Annotated in this window: 15 protein-coding genes; 12 read left to right on the top strand and 3 right to left on the bottom strand. The window is 34.3% G+C overall.

Annotated elements, in window-relative coordinates:
• Positions 1-13 precede the first annotated feature (13 nt).
• Positions 14-3,322 carry a thrombospondin type 3 repeat-containing protein gene (locus ACFQ1Q_RS06125; RefSeq protein WP_386129020.1) on the bottom strand — a complete coding sequence of 1,103 codons (3,309 nt, stop codon included), beginning with the start codon at positions 3,320-3,322 and terminating at the stop codon, positions 14-16.
• Positions 3,323-3,518: 196 nt separating this feature from the next.
• On the opposite strand from ACFQ1Q_RS06125, the gene ACFQ1Q_RS06120 reads away from it, so the two are divergent.
• The 12 genes from ACFQ1Q_RS06120 to ACFQ1Q_RS06065 all read left to right on the top strand — a co-directional run bounded on the left by ACFQ1Q_RS06120 (position 3,519) and on the right by ACFQ1Q_RS06065 (position 14,726).
• Positions 3,519-4,436 (top strand): bifunctional riboflavin kinase/FAD synthetase, encoded by a 918-nt coding sequence (locus tag ACFQ1Q_RS06120; protein ID WP_386129018.1) that lies wholly within the window; start codon positions 3,519-3,521, stop codon positions 4,434-4,436.
• Complete coding sequence (locus tag ACFQ1Q_RS06115; protein ID WP_386129016.1) at positions 4,429-5,736, top strand: HTTM domain-containing protein; 1,308 nt, start codon at positions 4,429-4,431, stop codon at positions 5,734-5,736. Before ACFQ1Q_RS06120 ends, ACFQ1Q_RS06115 begins: the two co-directional genes overlap by 8 nt.
• Positions 5,737-5,822: 86 nt before the next feature.
• Positions 5,823-7,094: a serine--tRNA ligase gene (gene serS, locus ACFQ1Q_RS06110; RefSeq protein WP_386129014.1), complete on the top strand. Its 1,272-nt coding sequence runs from the start codon at positions 5,823-5,825 to the stop codon at positions 7,092-7,094.
• Positions 7,095-7,207: 113 nt separating this feature from the next.
• Positions 7,208-9,013: a tetratricopeptide repeat protein gene (locus tag ACFQ1Q_RS06105; protein ID WP_386129012.1), complete on the top strand. Its 1,806-nt coding sequence runs from the start codon at positions 7,208-7,210 to the stop codon at positions 9,011-9,013.
• A gap of 115 nt (positions 9,014-9,128) precedes the next feature.
• Positions 9,129-9,452 (top strand): DUF4286 family protein, encoded by a 324-nt coding sequence (locus ACFQ1Q_RS06100; RefSeq protein WP_386129010.1) that lies wholly within the window; start codon positions 9,129-9,131, stop codon positions 9,450-9,452.
• 47 nt (positions 9,453-9,499) lie between these two features.
• Complete coding sequence (gene rsmA / locus ACFQ1Q_RS06095) at positions 9,500-10,276, top strand: 16S rRNA (adenine(1518)-N(6)/adenine(1519)-N(6))-dimethyltransferase RsmA (RefSeq protein WP_386129008.1); 777 nt, start codon at positions 9,500-9,502, stop codon at positions 10,274-10,276.
• A gap of 72 nt (positions 10,277-10,348) precedes the next feature.
• On the top strand, positions 10,349-11,722 hold the full coding sequence (gene mgtE, locus ACFQ1Q_RS06090; RefSeq protein ID WP_386129007.1) for a magnesium transporter: 1,374 nt from the start codon (positions 10,349-10,351) through the stop codon (positions 11,720-11,722).
• 60 nt (positions 11,723-11,782) lie between these two features.
• Complete coding sequence (locus ACFQ1Q_RS06085) at positions 11,783-12,148, top strand: cupin domain-containing protein (RefSeq protein ID WP_386129005.1); 366 nt, start codon at positions 11,783-11,785, stop codon at positions 12,146-12,148.
• A 152-nt stretch (positions 12,149-12,300) separates the two neighbouring features.
• Positions 12,301-13,239, top strand: a complete 939-nt coding sequence (locus tag ACFQ1Q_RS06080) for a 2-hydroxyacid dehydrogenase (RefSeq protein ID WP_386129003.1) — start codon at positions 12,301-12,303, stop codon at positions 13,237-13,239.
• Between the two features lie 27 nt (positions 13,240-13,266).
• Complete coding sequence (locus ACFQ1Q_RS06075; protein ID WP_386129001.1) at positions 13,267-13,728, top strand: DUF1801 domain-containing protein; 462 nt, start codon at positions 13,267-13,269, stop codon at positions 13,726-13,728.
• A gap of 62 nt (positions 13,729-13,790) precedes the next feature.
• The gene (locus ACFQ1Q_RS06070) at positions 13,791-14,177 is read left to right on the top strand and encodes a VOC family protein (protein WP_386129000.1); all 387 of its coding nucleotides are present in this window, start codon (positions 13,791-13,793) and stop codon (positions 14,175-14,177) included.
• A 63-nt stretch (positions 14,178-14,240) separates the two neighbouring features.
• Positions 14,241-14,726, top strand: coding sequence for an NINE protein (locus tag ACFQ1Q_RS06065; RefSeq protein ID WP_386128998.1), 486 nt, complete (start codon positions 14,241-14,243; stop codon positions 14,724-14,726).
• Positions 14,727-14,776: 50 nt separating this feature from the next.
• Here the strand turns inward: ACFQ1Q_RS06065 and ACFQ1Q_RS06060 are convergent, their stop codons facing one another.
• Together ACFQ1Q_RS06060 and ACFQ1Q_RS06055 are read right to left on the bottom strand one after the other, a co-directional pair.
• Positions 14,777-15,793, bottom strand: coding sequence for a carboxypeptidase-like regulatory domain-containing protein (locus ACFQ1Q_RS06060; protein ID WP_386128996.1), 1,017 nt, complete (start codon positions 15,791-15,793; stop codon positions 14,777-14,779).
• On the bottom strand, positions 15,783-17,612 hold the full coding sequence (locus tag ACFQ1Q_RS06055) for a GNAT family N-acyltransferase (protein WP_386128994.1): 1,830 nt from the start codon (positions 17,610-17,612) through the stop codon (positions 15,783-15,785). Before ACFQ1Q_RS06055 ends, ACFQ1Q_RS06060 begins: the two co-directional genes overlap by 11 nt.
• Positions 17,613-17,629 lie beyond the last annotated feature (17 nt).

Below are 17,629 nucleotides of genomic sequence, written 5' to 3'. Positions count from 1 at the left end.
AATTTATATGCGATTAATATGTTAAGAATATCCAACCATCTTGCACACGTTCTCCGTTACCAGATTGGTCAATGACATAGTAATAAGAACCAGCTGGCAATTGTCTTCCGTTATTAGTTCCTGCCCAATCGTTTCCATAACTATTTGATGCAAAAACTTCATTACCAGATCTGTTATAAACTTTAACGGTTGTTCCAGGATATAATTGAATACTTTGTACAACCCAGGTGTCATTAATTCCGTCTCCATTTGGAGTAAGAATATCATTTGGAGCTACATCGTCACATAAATCACCAATTCCATCATTATCTACATCTCCTTGATTTGGATTCGCTATAAATTGACAGTTGTCATCTTCGTCAAGAACACCATCATTGTCGTCATCATCGTCACACAAATCACCTAAACCGTCATCATCATTATCTGCTTGATCAGCATTTGCTACAAACTGGCAATTATCATTGACGTCTAATACACCATCATTATCGTCATCGTCATCACATTCGTCACCAATACCATCTTCATCATTATCTGCTTGGTCAGGATTAAATGTAAGTACACAATTATCTACATCGTTTGTTACACCATCTCCGTCATAGTCGTCTGCAAATCTAAATCCGCAAACATTTAATTCTACAGAGTTTATAAATCCGCCATCTCCATTTGCAAAATCAACAGCTACAAATAGCCACGTACCAGCAGATGGTAAATCATTAAAACTAGATAATGGTTGGTCTGGAATAAATGAGCCTGTAAAAGGACCTGCGCCATCAGCTATTGGAGTCGTTGCTTGATCATCAAATACAGTACCTGTAAAGTCATCTGAGCTTCCACCATTTTGTTCTGAAAGAATGACAAAAGGTATGTTTGGATCTGGATGAACTAAAATAAGTCTTAAATCACCAGTCCATGTATGGGCAATATCGACTGTTACATCAATATCCGAGATATTAAAGTTATCTGTTACTTCAATTTCCGAGATATAAACCTGAGGTTCTGTTTGTGTTTCTAAAATTTCAATAGGTAAATCCATTGCTACTCCTAGAGAACAAATTAAATCACATGCTTCTCCAACACCATTATTATCTAAATCTCCTTGATCAGGGTTTGCGGTAAATTCACAATTATCAACTGAATTTAATACACCGTCACCATCAACATCGTCATCACAAACGTCTCCAATATTATCATTATCTAAATCTGCTTGATCAGTATTTGGTGTATCAGGGCAATTATCAACTGGATCTCCAATGCCATCACCATCAGCATCTGGAAGTGGAACACCACATATTTCTATTTCCCAGTTTACAATTGTTCCTATGTCTCCACCAAATCCATCTAAAACTGTTAAAGTCCAAATACCACCAGAAACTTCACCATTTAAAACAGACAAATCTCCGGATGGTATAAATTCACCTGTAAAAGGTGCAGTTCCAGAAGCAATAGGCGTAGTGGCGTCACTATCAAATATAGTTCCCGTAAAGTTATCATCACTTCCACCTACAGCATTTGCTAATTCAACTTCTGTACCAGAAGGAGACGTTAAAATGAGTGTTAAATCTGAAACCCAAGAATGTGTAATATTTACTGTAACATTTACATCTGAAACAGCAATAGCATCGGTTACAGAAATTGTAGAATTTCCTGGAGGTCCATTTTCAGCTCCGAAGAATCCTCCTAAACCGTCAGGAATTGCAACACCGTTTTGGTCGCCTGATGATGCTGTAGAAGCACATTCAATGTTACCAGTTGTAAAATTAGATACACTAAAAGTACCTTCGCCACAATTATTTACAGAACGAACTCTCCAAAAATATTCGGTTTCATTTACTAAAAGAGTTGGCTCATAAGAAGCTCTATCTACTACAACAGATGATTCTACAATACTTGTAAATCCAGCATCAGTAGCTATATCTAATTCATAAGCAGCAGCGTTATCATCTTCACTCCAAATAATTTCAGCTGAAGGATTTATATCAGCTGCACCATTTGTAGGCTGAACAGCGGTTAATGCTACAAAATTATCATCAAACACATTTAATGGTGTTCCAGTAGGCACAACATCGTTTCCGTCTGTTGCTTCAACAACAATTGAATAGGTATCTACGGGTGCTCCATTTAAATTTGAAATAGTTAAAGTAAACGGAGTACCATCAGCAGTAACAGATGTTGGGCTAAATGTTGGAGTTGCTCCAGCAGGTAAACCAGAAGCTGTAAAAGTAACTGGACTAGTAAATGTCGGGTCAACAAGACTGTAAGTCAAGTTTAAAACAGCTGTTTCGTCAGTACAGATATCTGTATCACGGCTGTCAGTATCAAAACTTACTAAAAATGGGAAAGGTGGCTGATTTAAAACTTCTCGTGGTCCACCTGCATCAAATACAGCTCTCATTCTATCAATTTGTCCTTGAGTAAAGAGTCCCATACAACCATCATCACTGTAATCCATGTAATTTTCCACCATGTCAACAGTACCACAAGACATTGATCCAGTAGCGCATCCAAAGTTAGACCCATCGGATTCTGGAGTATCAGCAACAAAATCATCAACACCACATCCGCCGTCGCCCCATATGTGACGAAGGTTTAAATAGTGACCAATTTCGTGAGTCGTTGTTCTACCTAAATCATATGGTGGACTTAAGAAAAAAGTTTCTCCTGCAGCAGCTTCATAATCTGATGAACCAAAATACTCAGGACTCATTACAATTCCATCGTTAGGGTCACCAGCACTAGTAGGGAAAGTCGCATAACCAAGGATTCCTCCTCCAATGTTACCTACCCAGAAATTGAAATAACGTGTTGGATCCCATGCATCAGTTCCTCCAGCAGACGAAAATTTAATATCATCGTTTGTTCCCCATGCGGCAACATTTGTTTCATTTCTCGTAATTCCGTTTGTAGGGTTTCCGTCTGGATCGATTTGAGCCAAATAAAACTCTATTTGCGTGTCGGCAGCTTGTGGCCACTGGTTTGCTTGTATATCAGCAAATTCATCATTAAGAGCTCTAAAATCTTTATAGATAACATCTACTTGAGATTCAATTTGAGCATCACTGATGTTTTCTACAGGATTTGCAGAATTCCAAACTACATGAACAACCACAGGGACATAAATAATATCTCCATTTCTTTGGAAGTTCCCATTCGCAATACTTTGCTGCGTAAAGTTTTCTAGCTGATCTAGCCTGTTTTGTAGTTCAGGATTTTCTTGAATTTGGTCCTGTAAATATTCATGAGAATAACAGTTCCTCTCCTGAGCAACAAGAGAGAATGAAATCAAGAAAAAAGCAACTACTAAAAAGTAAAAATTTTTTTTCATTTGAAGTGAGTTTAATTAATGTATTATTTGCTTTTCATTAGACAACACTAAATTAAGGCCAATAAAAAACAGAATTTTTTATTTCTCATTAAATAAAGAAGCTAAGGAGCTTTATTTAAAGAGCGGTTTATTAAATTAGCATCAAAAATATACTTTTTTTTTACATTTCCTTAACAAAATTTGAATATTTCTCTGAATGTCATTAAATATCGGTCATTTCGCTAAAACTTTAACAATTGGAACTTTTGACGGTGTGCATATTGGCCACCAAAAAATTTTAAAACGCCTAAAAGACATATCCAATCAAAAGCAATTGATACCTAGTGTTTTAACTTTTTTTCCACATCCTAGAATGGTGCTGCAACAAGACAAATCCATTAAACTTTTAAATACAATTTCTGAAAGACGGATATTATTAGAAAAATTTGGTATTGACCTCATTTGCGTAAAGACCTTTACAAAAGAATTTGCAAATCTTTCAGCACATGATTATGTAAAAAATATTATAGTAGATGAGCTTAACGCTAAAGTCGTTGTTATAGGTTACGACCATCATTTTGGTAAAAATCGAAGCGCAAATATCAATGACTTACAAAGGTTTGCTAAAATATTTAATTTTGAAATCGAAGAAATCTCAGCAAAAGATATAGCTGAAGTTACTGTTAGCTCCACTAAAATAAGAACTGCTTTGAATGAAGGTAATATAGCTTTAGCAAATAGTTATTTGGGATATAACTATATATTAACCGGCAAAGTGGTAAGAGGACATAGTATTGGTAAAACTATAGATTTTCCTACAGCAAATCTTTATATTGAAGAAGATTATAAACTCATACCAAAAGATGGAGTTTATGTTGTTAAGGCTAAAATTGATGATAAAGTAATATTTGGAATGATGAATATTGGCTCTAACCCAACCATAAAAAACAAGCCAAGGTCAATAGAAGTACATTTTTTCAATTTCGAAAAAAACATCTACGGTCATCAAATCGTTATAGAGATGCTACACCGATTACGAGACGAACACAAATTTGAAAATATTGAGGCGCTCAAACTTCAACTTAAAAAAGACAAAGTCAAAGCTTTAAATTATGTCGCTAAACTAAATGCATAATTTCCTTTTTAAACATATAGACAACTCTGCTCTAATAGTTTTCAGAATCATTTTTGGGCTGCTTTGTTTTTTAGAATCTGTTGGTGCTATTTTTACGGGATGGATAAAACGAACGTTAATAGAACCAAAATTTACCTTCAACTTTATTGGCTTCGACTTTTTACAACCTCTTCCAGGTAATTGGATGTATACATACTATATTGTTATGGGTATTTTCGGACTCTTAATTATGGTAGGCTACAAATACAGATTTAGCGTATTAGCTTTTGCTTTAATGTGGAGTGCAACGTATTTAATGCAAAAATCATCCTATAACAATCATTATTATTTATTAATGATTTTAACGTTTATCATGGTCATTTTACCAGCCAATAGGTATGCGTCCCTAGATGTAAAATTCAATCCAAATCTCAAAAAAATTTCAATGCCTAATTGGTGTCGTTGGCTCATCATCTTGCAACTATTTATTGTTTACACGTATGCATCTTTGGCAAAATTGTATCCAGATTGGTTAGATGCTTCGGCAGTAAAATTATTAATGCAAGGCAAGTCACATTTTCCGATAATTGGCGATTTCCTTCAAAATGAATATCTGCATTATTTTATCGCTTACGCGGGAATTTTATTCGACGGACTCATAATTCCACTTCTCTTATTCAAACCAACCCGAAAGTTCGCCTTTTTTGGCTCTATATTTTTTCACATATTTAATGCTTGTGTGTTTCATATAGGTATTTTCCCGTTTTTATCGTTAGCATTCTCATTATTCTTTTTTGAACCGAAAACAATCAGAAACATATTCTTAAAACGTAAAGAATTTTATACTCAAGATGAAGTCAAAACACCTAAAAATCATAAAATTCTACTCGGTGTTTTCAGCTTATATTTTATCATTCAAATTGTATTACCATTACGTCACTATTTTATACAAGATGATGTGCTTTGGACGGAAGAAGGTCATCGGCTTTCATGGCGAATGATGCTTCGCGCCAAAAGCGGAAGCATTAATTTTAGAGTCGTTGATAATGAAACTAACACCATTATTCCGATTAACCTTAACGATTATCTCACACCAAAACAACAACGAAGCCTGAGCACAAAACCCGATTTTATTTGGCAATTTTCCCAACGTTTAAAACAACAATTTGAAGCTGAAAATAAATCCGTTTCCATTTTTGTGACAAATTACGTCAGCGTTAATGGCAAACCGAGCAAACGTTTTATTAACCCTGAAGTAGATATGGCAACTGCAGAGTGGAATTACTTTACGCACAACGACTGGATTTTACCTTCAAAATAGGATTGTTTTTATTTTTGTAGCCATAAAAACTTATTACTTTTACGCTTTACAATTACGCACATCATTTGTGCACTAAACTTTTAGACATGTTACAAGTTTCTTACATTAGAGAAAACAGCGAAGACATTATTAAACGTTTAGCTATCAGAAATTTAGATGCTAAACCCATGATTGATGATGTTCTTAATTTCGATGAGCAGCGTCGTCAATTGCAAACGCAATTAGATACGACAAAAGCTGAGATGAATTCCATGTCCAAAGAAATTGGAAATTTATTTAAATCTGGTCAAACTGAAAAAGCAAACTCTTTAAAAGAACAAACGACTGACCTTAAAGAAACTATTAAAACGCTTGAGCAAGACCTCAATGAAAAAGCCGCACTTTTACAGCAGACGCTTTATAAAATTCCTAACGTTCCTAACAGCATTGTACCAGAAGGAAATTCTGATGAAGATAATTTAGAAACTTTCCGAGAAGGTGAAATACCTCAGCTTCACGATGGTGCTTTACCGCATTGGGAGCTAGCCAAAAAATACGATATCATAGATTTTGAGCTTGGAACTAAAATCGCTGGTGCAGGTTTTCCTGTTTATAAAGGAAAAGGTGCGCGCTTACAACGTGCCTTAATTGCCTATTTTTTAGATAAAAATACAGATGCTGGTTATACCGAATATCAGCTACCGCACGTTGTTAACGAAGCATCGGGAATTGGTACAGGACAATTGCCTGACAAAGAAGGTCAGATGTATCATATAACGGCAGACGACTTGTATTTGATACCAACAGCAGAAGTTCCTGGAACCAATATTTTTAGAGATGTAATTCTCAACGAAAGTGATTTGCCAATTAGCATCACAGGTTACACGCCGTGTTTTAGACGTGAAGCAGGAAGTTATGGCGCGCACGTTCGTGGTCTTAACCGTTTGCATCAATTTGATAAGGTTGAGATTATTAGAGTGGAACATCCAACAAAATCTTACGATGCTCTAGACGGAATGGTTTCTCATGTCGAGGATATTTTGAAGGAACTTGAATTACCATACCGAATACTAAGACTTTGCGGTGGCGACTTAACTTTTGCATCGGCATTGACATATGATTTTGAAGTATTTTCTGCAGCTCAAGAGCAATGGTTAGAAGTGTCTTCGGTTTCTAATTTTGAAACGTTTCAGTCTAACCGCTTAAAATTACGTTTTAAAAATAGTGATGGTAAAAACGAATTAGCACACACACTAAACGGAAGTTCTCTAGCTTTACCACGTATTTTAGCTAGTATTTTAGAGAATTATCAAACTGAAAATGGCATAAAAGTCCCTGAAGTATTAAAACCTTACGTTGGGTTTGATATGATTGATTAAATAACTTTCCGTTTAAACAAAAAGAACTAATTAAAAACGCCCTAAATCCTTAAGGCGTTTTTTTATGATTGTATTTACAATATCTCAGGTTTCCATTTGCTATATTTACACTTATGCAGTCAAAAAAATACATTTTATCATTTCTTATTGCTATGTTTTGCGTGGTTTCGGTTTTATCACAAAGTAAAGAGCAAAAGCAAGTTTTAATTGGCGATGAGTATTTTAAAAAAGGTGAATTTGGTAAAGCTCTTTTGGTTTACAAAAAGCTATACGAGGCCAAGCCATACTCTTACAACTATATTTACAAAATGATTGATACTCATCAACAACTAGAACAGTATGATGAGGCTCGTTTAATTTTAGAAAAACGAATCGAAAAAACAAGAATCCCAATCTTTTTAGTAGAAATTGGCTACAACTATCAACTTATGGATAGCGTAGCAAAAGCCCAAGAATTTTACAAAGAAGCCATAAATTCTATAGATTTAAAACCTACAAATGTTTATGGTGTTGGGCAACGTTTTGAAAAACATTCCCTTTTACCACAAGCTGTTGAGAGTTACAAAAAAGCTAAAGAGCTAATGCCAGATAAAGATTTCAGCATCCAATTAGCTCGTATTTATGGAGATTTAGGAGAAGTGAAAAACATGTTTGAAAGTTATTTGGGATACATCGCTTACAAACCTAATACACTTAACAACATAAAACGAAATCTTAGTCAGTTTATATCCGAAAACAAAGATAATGAAGACAATAAATCGCTAAGAGTTTTATTATTAAAACGCATACAGACAAACCCTGAACCGCATTGGTACGAATTATTGAGCTGGTTATACGTGCAAGAAAAACAATATAACAAATCGTTTATTCAAGAAAAGGCACTTTATAAACGTAATCCCGAAAGTTTAGACCGTATAATAGATTTGGCAATTACCGCACGAGATGATAGAGACGTTGATACAGCAAAAAATATTTTTAATTACATTATAGAAACTGCTCAAAATATAGACGTTTTACTTTTAGCGCATCAGTCTATTTTAGAAATGGATACCGAAAATGCTGATAAAAAAACATTGGACAAAATTAATTCTCGGTATTTAGAATTATTTGAAACCTATGGAAAAAAAGAGCTAACGCTTTCGTTGCAATTGGCTTACGGTCAATTCTTAGCTTTTAGTTTCAATCAACCAAAAGAAGCTTCAGACTTTTTAAAAAAATCTTATAAATTAGATATTTCGCCATATCAAGAAGCTTTAGTTAAATTAAAATTGGCAGATATTTTAGTACTTCAAGAAAAATTCAATGAGGCCTTAATTTTTTACACTCAGATTAAAACTAATTTAAAAAATAGCACCATTGCGCAAGAGGCAGCTTTTAAAATTGCAAAAACAAGCTATTACAAGGGTGATTTCGATTGGGCGGAATCGCAACTTAAAGTTCTTAAAGCGTCGACATCGCAACTTATCGCCAATGACGCTCTCGATTTAAAATTACTTATCTCCGATAATAAGTACGATGACACTACACAAACTGCGTTAAAATATTATGCAAAAGCCGATTTATTAGCATTTCAAAATGAAACAGCAGACGCCATAAAGCTTTTAGACAAAGTGCTGACAGAACATAATGGCGAAAGTATTACGGACCAAACTTTATTTACGCAAGCCAAACTATTTGAAAAGCAAAATCAGTTTGAAAAAGCCGCAGCCAATTACAAAAAAATCATAGCAGATTATCGTGAAGATATCTTTATTGATGATGCGTATTACTATTTGGCCGAACTTTACGTCAATCAATTAGCAAAGCCTGAAGAAGCCAAAGAACTTTACGAAAAAATTATTTTTAATCACGAAGACAGTATCTATTTTGTCGAAGCCCGAAAGAAATTTAGAATGCTTCGAGGAGATACTATCAATTAAAGTTTCAAATCTTAAACTCAAAATTTCAAAAGCACTACTTTTGTAGAATTAACAGCAATCGCTATTTTTTAAATTTGAAATTTGGAATTTAGCTTTTATTGGATTTTTTTTAAGTATGATTATTTATAACGTCACCGTAAACATAGACGATTCCGTTCATGACGAATGGTTAATTTGGATAAAAGAACACATACCAAAGGTATTATCAACTGGTAAATTTGACCGTGCAACTTTTTCAAAAGTCATGGTAGAAGAAGATATGGGCGGACAAACCTATTCTATTCAGTACCGTTCATATTCAAGGAAAGCTCTCGATTTATACTATGCAGAAGATGCCGAAGCTCTACGTCAAGAAGGTTTAAAGAAATTCGCTGATAAAATGTTAGCGTTTAGAACTGAACTAGAAATTGTCGATGAGTATGCGGTGAACTTCAAATAAAAAGTAGTGCAATTTTCTACTTATAACTTTTTACTTACAAATTAAAAATGAGCGTAAAAGCAAAAAAACATCTTGGGCAGCATTTTTTAAAAGATGAAAATATTGCCAAAAAAATAGCAGATACGCTTTCTCTAAAAGGTTACGACGATGTGTTAGAAATTGGTCCAGGAATGGGCGTTTTAACCAAGTATTTGTTAGAAAAAGAGACAACAACGCATGTCGTTGAAATAGACACTGAATCAGTTGAATATCTAAAAAATAACTATTTACATTTAGCTAACAGAATTTATGAAAAGGACTTTTTGCGTTACGACCTAAACCTAGTGTTTAAAGGAAAACCTTTCGCGATAATTGGCAATTTTCCGTACAACATTTCGTCTCAAATTGTTTTTAAAACATTAGAGATGCGCGAGCAAATACCAGAATTTTCAGGGATGTTTCAAAAAGAAGTCGCTTTACGTATTTGCTCTAAAGAAGGCAGTAAAGTTTATGGTATCCTTTCTGTATTGACCCAAGCATTTTATGATGCTGAGTATCTATTTACTGTGCCGCCAAGCGTTTTTAACCCACCACCAAAAGTAGATTCTGGCGTGCTATTATTAAAGCGAAAAGAAAATTTCAGTTTACCTTGCGACGAAAAATTATTTTTTAGAGTCGTAAAAACAGGATTTCAGCAACGCAGAAAAACACTAAGAAATAGTTTAAAAATCTTTAATCTTTCAGATAATTTAAAAGCAAATACTATCTTTGGACAACGTCCAGAACAATTAAGCGTAGCGCAATTTATTGAGTTAACAACTTTGATTGAAAATAACGTTAAGTAAAAATTCAAATTAAACTTCTATTGTCACATTGAGCGCAGTCGAAATGTATTAATTTGAACGATTTAAATTTAGATGGAAGAACTTCAAGACAACATACAATTTCAGGTAACTGACGAGCTCTTAGAGCAAGTTGGCCAACACATCGTATCCCAAGATGATAAAGCGCTTAAACTATTGCTTAGCGATTTTCATTATGCTGATGTTGCCGAAATTTTAGACGAGCTAGATTTTGAAGAAGCCATATATATCATTAAGCTTTTAGATAGCGAAACCACATCAGATATCATTACCGAGCTCGATGAAGATGTTCGAGAAAAAATACTTGAAAATCTATCGACAAAAGAAATTGCCGAGGAGATTGAAGAACTCGATACTGATGATGCGGCAGATATTATTGCAGAACTTCCCGAATCGCGTCAAGAGGCTGTAATATCTCAAATTGAAAACGAAGAACACAAGGCAGAAATACAAGAACTTCTTGCCTATGATGAAGATACAGCCGGTGGTCTAATGGCTAAAGAGTTAGTAAAGGTTTATGGTACATGGACTGTTGCAGGATGTTTAAGACGTATTAGAGGACAAGCTAAAGATGTGTCTCGTGTACATTCTATTTACGTAGTGAGTAAAGAAGAAAAACTCATTGGACGCCTGTCACTTAAAGATTTAATAACCGCAAAAAGCGAAGAAAAAATATCAGACATTGCCAAAGACAATGTTGACTTTGTAAATGTTAAAGATAATGCCGAAGACGTTGCAAAAATAATGGCGAAATACGATTTGGAAGCCATACCAGTTGTTGACGATGAGCAAACACTTTTGGGAAGAATTACCATAGACGATATCGTTGATGTGTTAAAAGAAGAAGCCGATAAAGATTACCAACTCGCGGCTGGTATTACGCAAGATGTTGAAGCAGACGATAGCATTTTAGAACTCACGCGCGCACGATTACCGTGGTTATTTTTAGGTTTGGTTGGTGGAATTGGTGCTTACGTAATTATGCATTTTTTTGAAAGTGGCTTAGCAGAAGAGTTTAAAGTCCTCTTTCTATTTGCACCACTAATTGCCGCAATGGCAGGAAATGTTGGTGTACAATCGAGCGCCATTATTGTACAAGGTTTAGCCAATGATGATGTTAAGGGAAGCATCAACAACCGATTAATAAAAGAGATGCTTTTAGCAGCACTTAATGGCGTCGTACTCTCAGTATTTCTATTCGTGTTTGTAGCACTGTTTAAGTCCGATACACTATTTGCACTTGCTATTTCTATATCACTAATTGCCGTGATTATCGTCGCTGGATTAGTTGGCACATTTATTCCGCTTTTTCTGCATAAACGCGGTATTGACCCAGCCATTGCTACTGGTCCGTTTATCACAACAAGCAATGATATTTTTGGAATTATTATTTATTTGATGATTTCTAAAATGATACTTGGTATCTAATTAAAATGTCTTGTAGTGCTGAACTTGTTTCAGTATCTCATAATTTAATAACTTTGTATTATGAAACCCATAAACATCAAAGAAAAGCACAGCAAATTTTCCAAACAATGGCACCCGCACCGTATTGCCACAGTTGATAACATGCAAGTAATTTTAGCTAAGATTAAAGGCGAATTTGTTTGGCATAGTCACGAGAATGAAGACGAATTATTTCAAGTTGTAAAAGGCACGCTATACATGCAATTTCGCGACCGCACTGAAGTTGTAAAAGAAGGGGAAATCATTGTGGTACCAAAAGGCGTAGAACATAATCCTTCAACAAAAAATGACGAAGAAGTGCATTTACTTTTATTTGAAAAATTGGACACCGCACACACAGGAAATGTTGAAGATGAAATGACACAAACGGAATATCCTTGGATATAAAGCCCCCATTATCCTCCAGACATTTAGCTTCGCTGAATCCAGAGAATTTCCGCTAAAGGAAAAATCAATACATCTAAAAAATTATTTATAGAATTCACGTATTTTACGTCACAACAGTTTCTTCCCTTAGGGAAGATTAAGATTGGCCAATTATGAAAATACTCCACATAGACAGCAACCACGACTTACTAATAAATCAACTCAATGATTTAGGCTTTGCCAACCATGAAGATTACACATCTTCTAAAGCTGAAATTGAAGCAAAGATTTCAGATTATGATGGTATTATTATTCGTAGTCGGTTTTCAATAGATAAAGCTTTTTTAGATGCTGCAACCAACTTAAAATTTATCGGTCGAGTCGGCGCTGGTTTAGAGAATATAGATTGTAATTATGCCGAAAGCAAAGGTATTTCGCTTTTTAATGCGCCAGAAGGCAACCGAAACGCTGTTGGTGAACACAGTTTAGCAATGCTACTTTCACTATTCAATAAACTCAACAAAGCGGATGCCGAAGTCCGAAATGGCAAATGGCTACGAGAAGATAATCGTGGTGTTGAATTAGATGGAAAAACAATTGGTTTAATTGGGTATGGAAACATGGGAAAAGCCTTTGCCAAAAAAGTCCGTGGTTTTGATGTAGAGGTGTTTTGTTTCGACATTAAACCAGATGTTGGAGATGCTAATTGTAAACAAGTTTCACTTAAAGACTTACAAGAAAAAGCAGATATATTAAGCCTCCATACGCCGCAAACACCTTCAACGATTAACATGGTAAATTCAGCATTTATTAATGGGTTTAAAAAATCGTTTTGGCTTATTAATACAGCACGTGGTAAAAGCGTGGTGACTTTAGACTTGGTTGAAGGGTTAAAAACGGGTAAAATCCTTGGTGCAGGTTTAGATGTTTTGGAATATGAAAAATCATCATTTGAAAATCTATTTACTTCAGAAAAAATGCCAGAAGCATTTGAATATTTAATTAAAGCTAAAAATGTAATTCTAAGTCCACATGTTGCAGGTTGGACCAAAGAAAGCAAAGAGAAATTAGCGCAAACCATTGTAAATAAAATTAAAGCAAATTTTTGCTAATTTAGAGGAAGACTAAAATCAATCCTCATGCAATACAAAGCAGATTCACCAGAAGACTATATCAGCCAGCTTCCTGACGACAGAAAAGCTGCTGTTACAAAACTGCATAACCTTATTAAAGACAACATGCCAGAAGGTTTAGAAGCTGGTATAAGTTACGGTATGTTAGCTTATTTTGTTCCAAAATCAATTTACCCAGCTGGTTATCACTGTAAGCCATTTCCTCCATTACCCTTTGTCAATCTTGCCTCACAGAAAAACTTTATTGCGCTTTACCATTCAGGGTTGTATGCTAAAAAAGAACTTTACGATTGGTTTGTTGAAGAATATCCAAAGCATGCTAGGTACAAATTAGACATGGGTAAAAGTTGTGTCCGTTTTAAAAAAGTAGATGATATTCCTTATGATTTGATTAAGGAACTATTAGGAAAAATGACGGTTAACGAATGGATTGCCATTTATGAAAATGTTATTAAAAATAATAAATAGAATGTCAATTGTTGAGATTCTTAAATACTGAAATAAATTCAGCACAAGTAAATTAAAAATAAATGAAAAAACGCGTAACAGGCATTGGCGGATTATTCTTTAAATCTAAAGACCCAAAAGCTTCAAAAGATTGGTATAACAAACATCTTGGTTTTAATACCGACGATTACGGTTGCACCTTTTGGTGGAAAGACAAAAAAGGCGAAGATGCATCGACACAATGGAGTCCATTTAAGGATGATACAACCTATTTTGAGCCCTCAAAAAAAGACTTTATGTTTAACTATAGAGTTGAAGATTTAGAATCTCTTATAAAAACTTTAAGAGAAGAAGGTGTAACAATTGTTGGTGATATGCAGACCTATGAGTATGGAAAGTTTGCTTGGATACTTGACAATGAAAACAATAAAATTGAATTATGGGAGCCAATTGATGCTGCCTTTAAATAATTTTGATTTGTTTTTTTGTAATTTTAAGAGCTAACTAAATATTAATTATTAAAACCAACAACTATGTCAGACGACAATAAAAATTTAAATGACGACCTTGATGATATGATAGGTGACGCTAAAGAAAGTGCTAAAAGAGCAGGCGAAAAAATTAGTCAAAAAGCAAGTGAATTTGCCGATGATGCCAAAGAATTTGGTAAAGAAGCTAAAGAAAAAGCTAGTGAATTTGCTAACGATGCTAAAGAAAGTGCAGGCACTTTTGCCTCAGGAGCAAAGGAAGTGATGGACAATAAAAAAGTATTAACGGGTATTATGGCCATACTTTTTGGAGCTTTAGGTGTACACAAATTTATTTTGGGATATAATACAGAAGGTGGAATTATGCTTGGTTTATTTGTTGTAGGTGTAATTTTATCTTGTATTGGTGTTGGTGTTCTTTTGGTTTGGGCACTCGGATTAATCGGATTAATTGAAGGCATTATTTACCTCACAAAATCAGATGCAGAATTTTATAACACATACCAAGTTGGTAAGAAACCTTGGTTCTAAAATTTATAATGAATTTTGAAAAAGAGCTCAAGTTACATACTTGGGCTTTTTTAATTTTTAGAAATACCATAATCTAACGGAAGCGTGTCACCAACACGCATACTTCCCATTTCACCATTAAAAAATAAAGCACGAACGGGTAGAAAATTACCATATTGGTCGACGTAGAATGCTTCTGTCTTTGGTATAATATCAGATTGGTCTTTGCCTTTAAAAAGAACTGTAAGTTTACCAGATAAACTTACTTTTTTATAATTAGGGTCAGTTGTATCTTCAACAAAAATGTGAGCCGCTTCTTTGACGCCAAAACCACGTTTAAAAATTCGGTATTTTTCCTCTTTTAATCGTTTATTATAAACAGCTCTCATAAAATGCTGTATTGAGCCTTCATAAACTTTTTGACGTTGTTTTAAAACACTTTTATCATCAGTATTTATTTCGTCTTTATAAAAAGATGAACCCGAATAAAAAGTTGAATACACGCTAAAATCATTTTTAAACAATTCTATATAATTAAAAATAACTTCAAAATCTACCAGTTCATAGGTTATATGATATTTAAGTACCTTATTTTCTATTTCTAGTGGCGCAATGGCACTAACGGTAAGCTGTCTACTCTTCTTATTATACTTTAATATTAAATCATCTTCGTTAAGAATTTTACACTTTCGAGCATATTTAGACGTCCCTAAAAATTGAGCTCTAAAGATTTTTAATTTTTGCTTTCGGGTTAAGCCGTCATTAGTATTAATTACTACTTCGCCAAGTTGCTCAGCCGATTCAACAAGTTCTATTAAAACTTTTTCTTTGGTTCTATAATCTGAGATGTACTGCTTTTCGTAACCCAAAAACGAAATAATTAAGTCCGATTGTACCGCTTTATTATAGCTGATAGAAAATTCTCCTTTTTCGTTTGTAGTTGTACCTATTGTGGTATTATCAAAATAAACGGAAACAGATTCTAGAGGCACTTTAGTTTTGGCATCAAATACTTGACCTTTTAAAGTTTGAGCGTGCGAAATGAAGGATGAAATAAAAAGTAAAACAAGAGTGGTTTTACTTTTCATTATTGCTCATAAATTTACGTTCTAATTCAGCTTGGAATTCCTCCATCACAGGTCTTACCGTACTTTCTGGCAAGTCTGCAATTTTAATATACATTAAGCCGTCAACTGCATTATTAAACAATGGGTCAACATTAAAAGCAACTAATTTTGCATTTTGTTTTATATACTTTTTTAGTAAAACAGGAAGACGAAGTGCTCCAGGTTCGACCTCATCAATAATTTTATCAAATTTATTTAAATCGGCTTCAGTCGCATCAAAAACAAAATCTTTGTCGGCATCTTTTAACTTTACCTTAAATTCTTTTTTAGGATGAACGTACTGCGCCACATAAGGATCGTAATAATGCGATTTCATAAACTCAATCATTAAACTTTTAGAAAAGTTTGAAAATTGATTACTAATACTTACGCCACCTATTAAATATTTGTGTTCTGGATAGCGCAAAGTTGTGTGTACAATACCTTTCCAAAGTAAGAAGAGCGGCATTGGTTTTTGTTGGTACTCTTTAATGATAAACGCACGTCCCATTTCAATAGATTGGCTCATCATCTTGTAAAGTTCTGGCTCAAAACGAAATAAATCCTGAAGATAAAAACCGTCTATTCCATATTGCTCAAAAATCTTTGAACCTAATCCCATTCTATAAGCACCAGCCACCTTTTGTGCTTCATTATCCCATAAGAACATATGGTGATAATAGGTATCAAAATTATCTAAATCGATAGATTCATTAGTACCTTCTCCAACTTCTCTAAAAGTAATTTCTCTAAGTCTGCCAAGCTCTCTAAGAATATTTGGCATCTCATCAGCGGTTGCTAAAAAAACTTCGTAGTTTTTACTTTCTAATAGTCTACATTCTTTTTCTCGTAAATCTTCTACCTCTTTAATCATTAACTCAGAATTAACTGGAGTAACAATTCGCTTTGCAGCTTTTGGCACTTTTAAAGTGGATTGAATGTTATCTAAAATTTTAGACTTGTCTTCAAAAGCACGAGACAACATATAAGTTTTCTGACGAATAAAATCTGAAAATTCTTTTAAGTTATTATGCTCCTTTTGGTCATTAACAGAAATAGGCTTACCTATTCTAACTTTAATAACACGTCGTTTTTGCGTCAACAATTCCGAAGGTAATTTTGCAGTGCGTAACGTGTCACTTATTTTAGAAAGTCTGTAAAATAATCTGCTATTTTTAGCATGAAAATATATTGGAACAACTGGCACTTCGGCCTTTTGTATCAATTTCATTGCAGCATCTTCCCAAGGTCTGTCAACCACTAGTTTACCATCTCTGTAAGTCGATACTTCACCAGCTGGAAACACGCCAAGCGGATGACCATTACGCAAATGCATAATGGCATTTTTAAAGCCCGAAATACTACTAGCTGCGTCCTTTCTGGTTTCAAAAGGATTAACAGGCATAATGTAAGGTTTTAGTGGTTCAATTCTATGAAGCAAAAAATTTGCGATAATTTTAAAATCTTCGCGCTGCTCAATCATCAATTTTAGCAACAAAATACCGTCAATACCTCCAAGTGGATGGTTTGATACTGTAATGTATGCTCCGTCTTTTGGTAAGCGTTTTAAATCTTCCTCAGGAATTTCGAACTTAATCTGAAAATCATCTAACAACCCATCTAAAAATTCGAGTTTTTCTAGATGTTTATTACGGTTATAAATTTTATTTAAAGACGAAATTTTTAAAACTTTCATCAAAATCCAACCTGCAAAGGTACCCAAAAAGCCATATTTATCGGCGTTTATAGCTTTTGCAACTTCTTTTGCGGTAACAAGTCCGGTGTTAGATGATTTTGACATAAAAACAAATGTAATAA

The sequence above is a fragment of the Winogradskyella litorisediminis genome (genome assembly GCF_042675765.1).
Classification (GTDB): Bacteria; Bacteroidota; Bacteroidia; order Flavobacteriales; family Flavobacteriaceae; genus Winogradskyella; species Winogradskyella litorisediminis.
Note: the sequence above shows the minus strand (reverse complement) of the source record. Positions and strands in the feature narration are given on the sequence as shown.

Coding starts and splice junctions, on each gene's coding strand:
- ACFQ1Q_RS06065 (WP_386128998.1), top strand. CDS start 14,241: ATGTCAGACGACAATAAAAATTTAAATGACGACCTTGATGATATGATA.
- mgtE (WP_386129007.1), top strand. CDS start 10,349: ATGGAAGAACTTCAAGACAACATACAATTTCAGGTAACTGACGAGCTC.
- rsmA (WP_386129008.1), top strand. CDS start 9,500: ATGAGCGTAAAAGCAAAAAAACATCTTGGGCAGCATTTTTTAAAAGAT.
- ACFQ1Q_RS06060 (WP_386128996.1), bottom strand. CDS start 15,793: ATGAAAAGTAAAACCACTCTTGTTTTACTTTTTATTTCATCCTTCATT.
- ACFQ1Q_RS06105 (WP_386129012.1), top strand. CDS start 7,208: ATGCAGTCAAAAAAATACATTTTATCATTTCTTATTGCTATGTTTTGC.
- ACFQ1Q_RS06125 (WP_386129020.1), bottom strand. CDS start 3,322: ATGAAAAAAAATTTTTACTTTTTAGTAGTTGCTTTTTTCTTGATTTCA.
- ACFQ1Q_RS06085 (WP_386129005.1), top strand. CDS start 11,783: ATGAAACCCATAAACATCAAAGAAAAGCACAGCAAATTTTCCAAACAA.
- ACFQ1Q_RS06075 (WP_386129001.1), top strand. CDS start 13,267: ATGCAATACAAAGCAGATTCACCAGAAGACTATATCAGCCAGCTTCCT.
- ACFQ1Q_RS06120 (WP_386129018.1), top strand. CDS start 3,519: ATGTCATTAAATATCGGTCATTTCGCTAAAACTTTAACAATTGGAACT.
- ACFQ1Q_RS06115 (WP_386129016.1), top strand. CDS start 4,429: ATGCATAATTTCCTTTTTAAACATATAGACAACTCTGCTCTAATAGTT.
- ACFQ1Q_RS06070 (WP_386129000.1), top strand. CDS start 13,791: ATGAAAAAACGCGTAACAGGCATTGGCGGATTATTCTTTAAATCTAAA.
- ACFQ1Q_RS06055 (WP_386128994.1), bottom strand. CDS start 17,612: ATGTCAAAATCATCTAACACCGGACTTGTTACCGCAAAAGAAGTTGCA.
- ACFQ1Q_RS06100 (WP_386129010.1), top strand. CDS start 9,129: ATGATTATTTATAACGTCACCGTAAACATAGACGATTCCGTTCATGAC.
- ACFQ1Q_RS06080 (WP_386129003.1), top strand. CDS start 12,301: ATGAAAATACTCCACATAGACAGCAACCACGACTTACTAATAAATCAA.
- serS (WP_386129014.1), top strand. CDS start 5,823: ATGTTACAAGTTTCTTACATTAGAGAAAACAGCGAAGACATTATTAAA.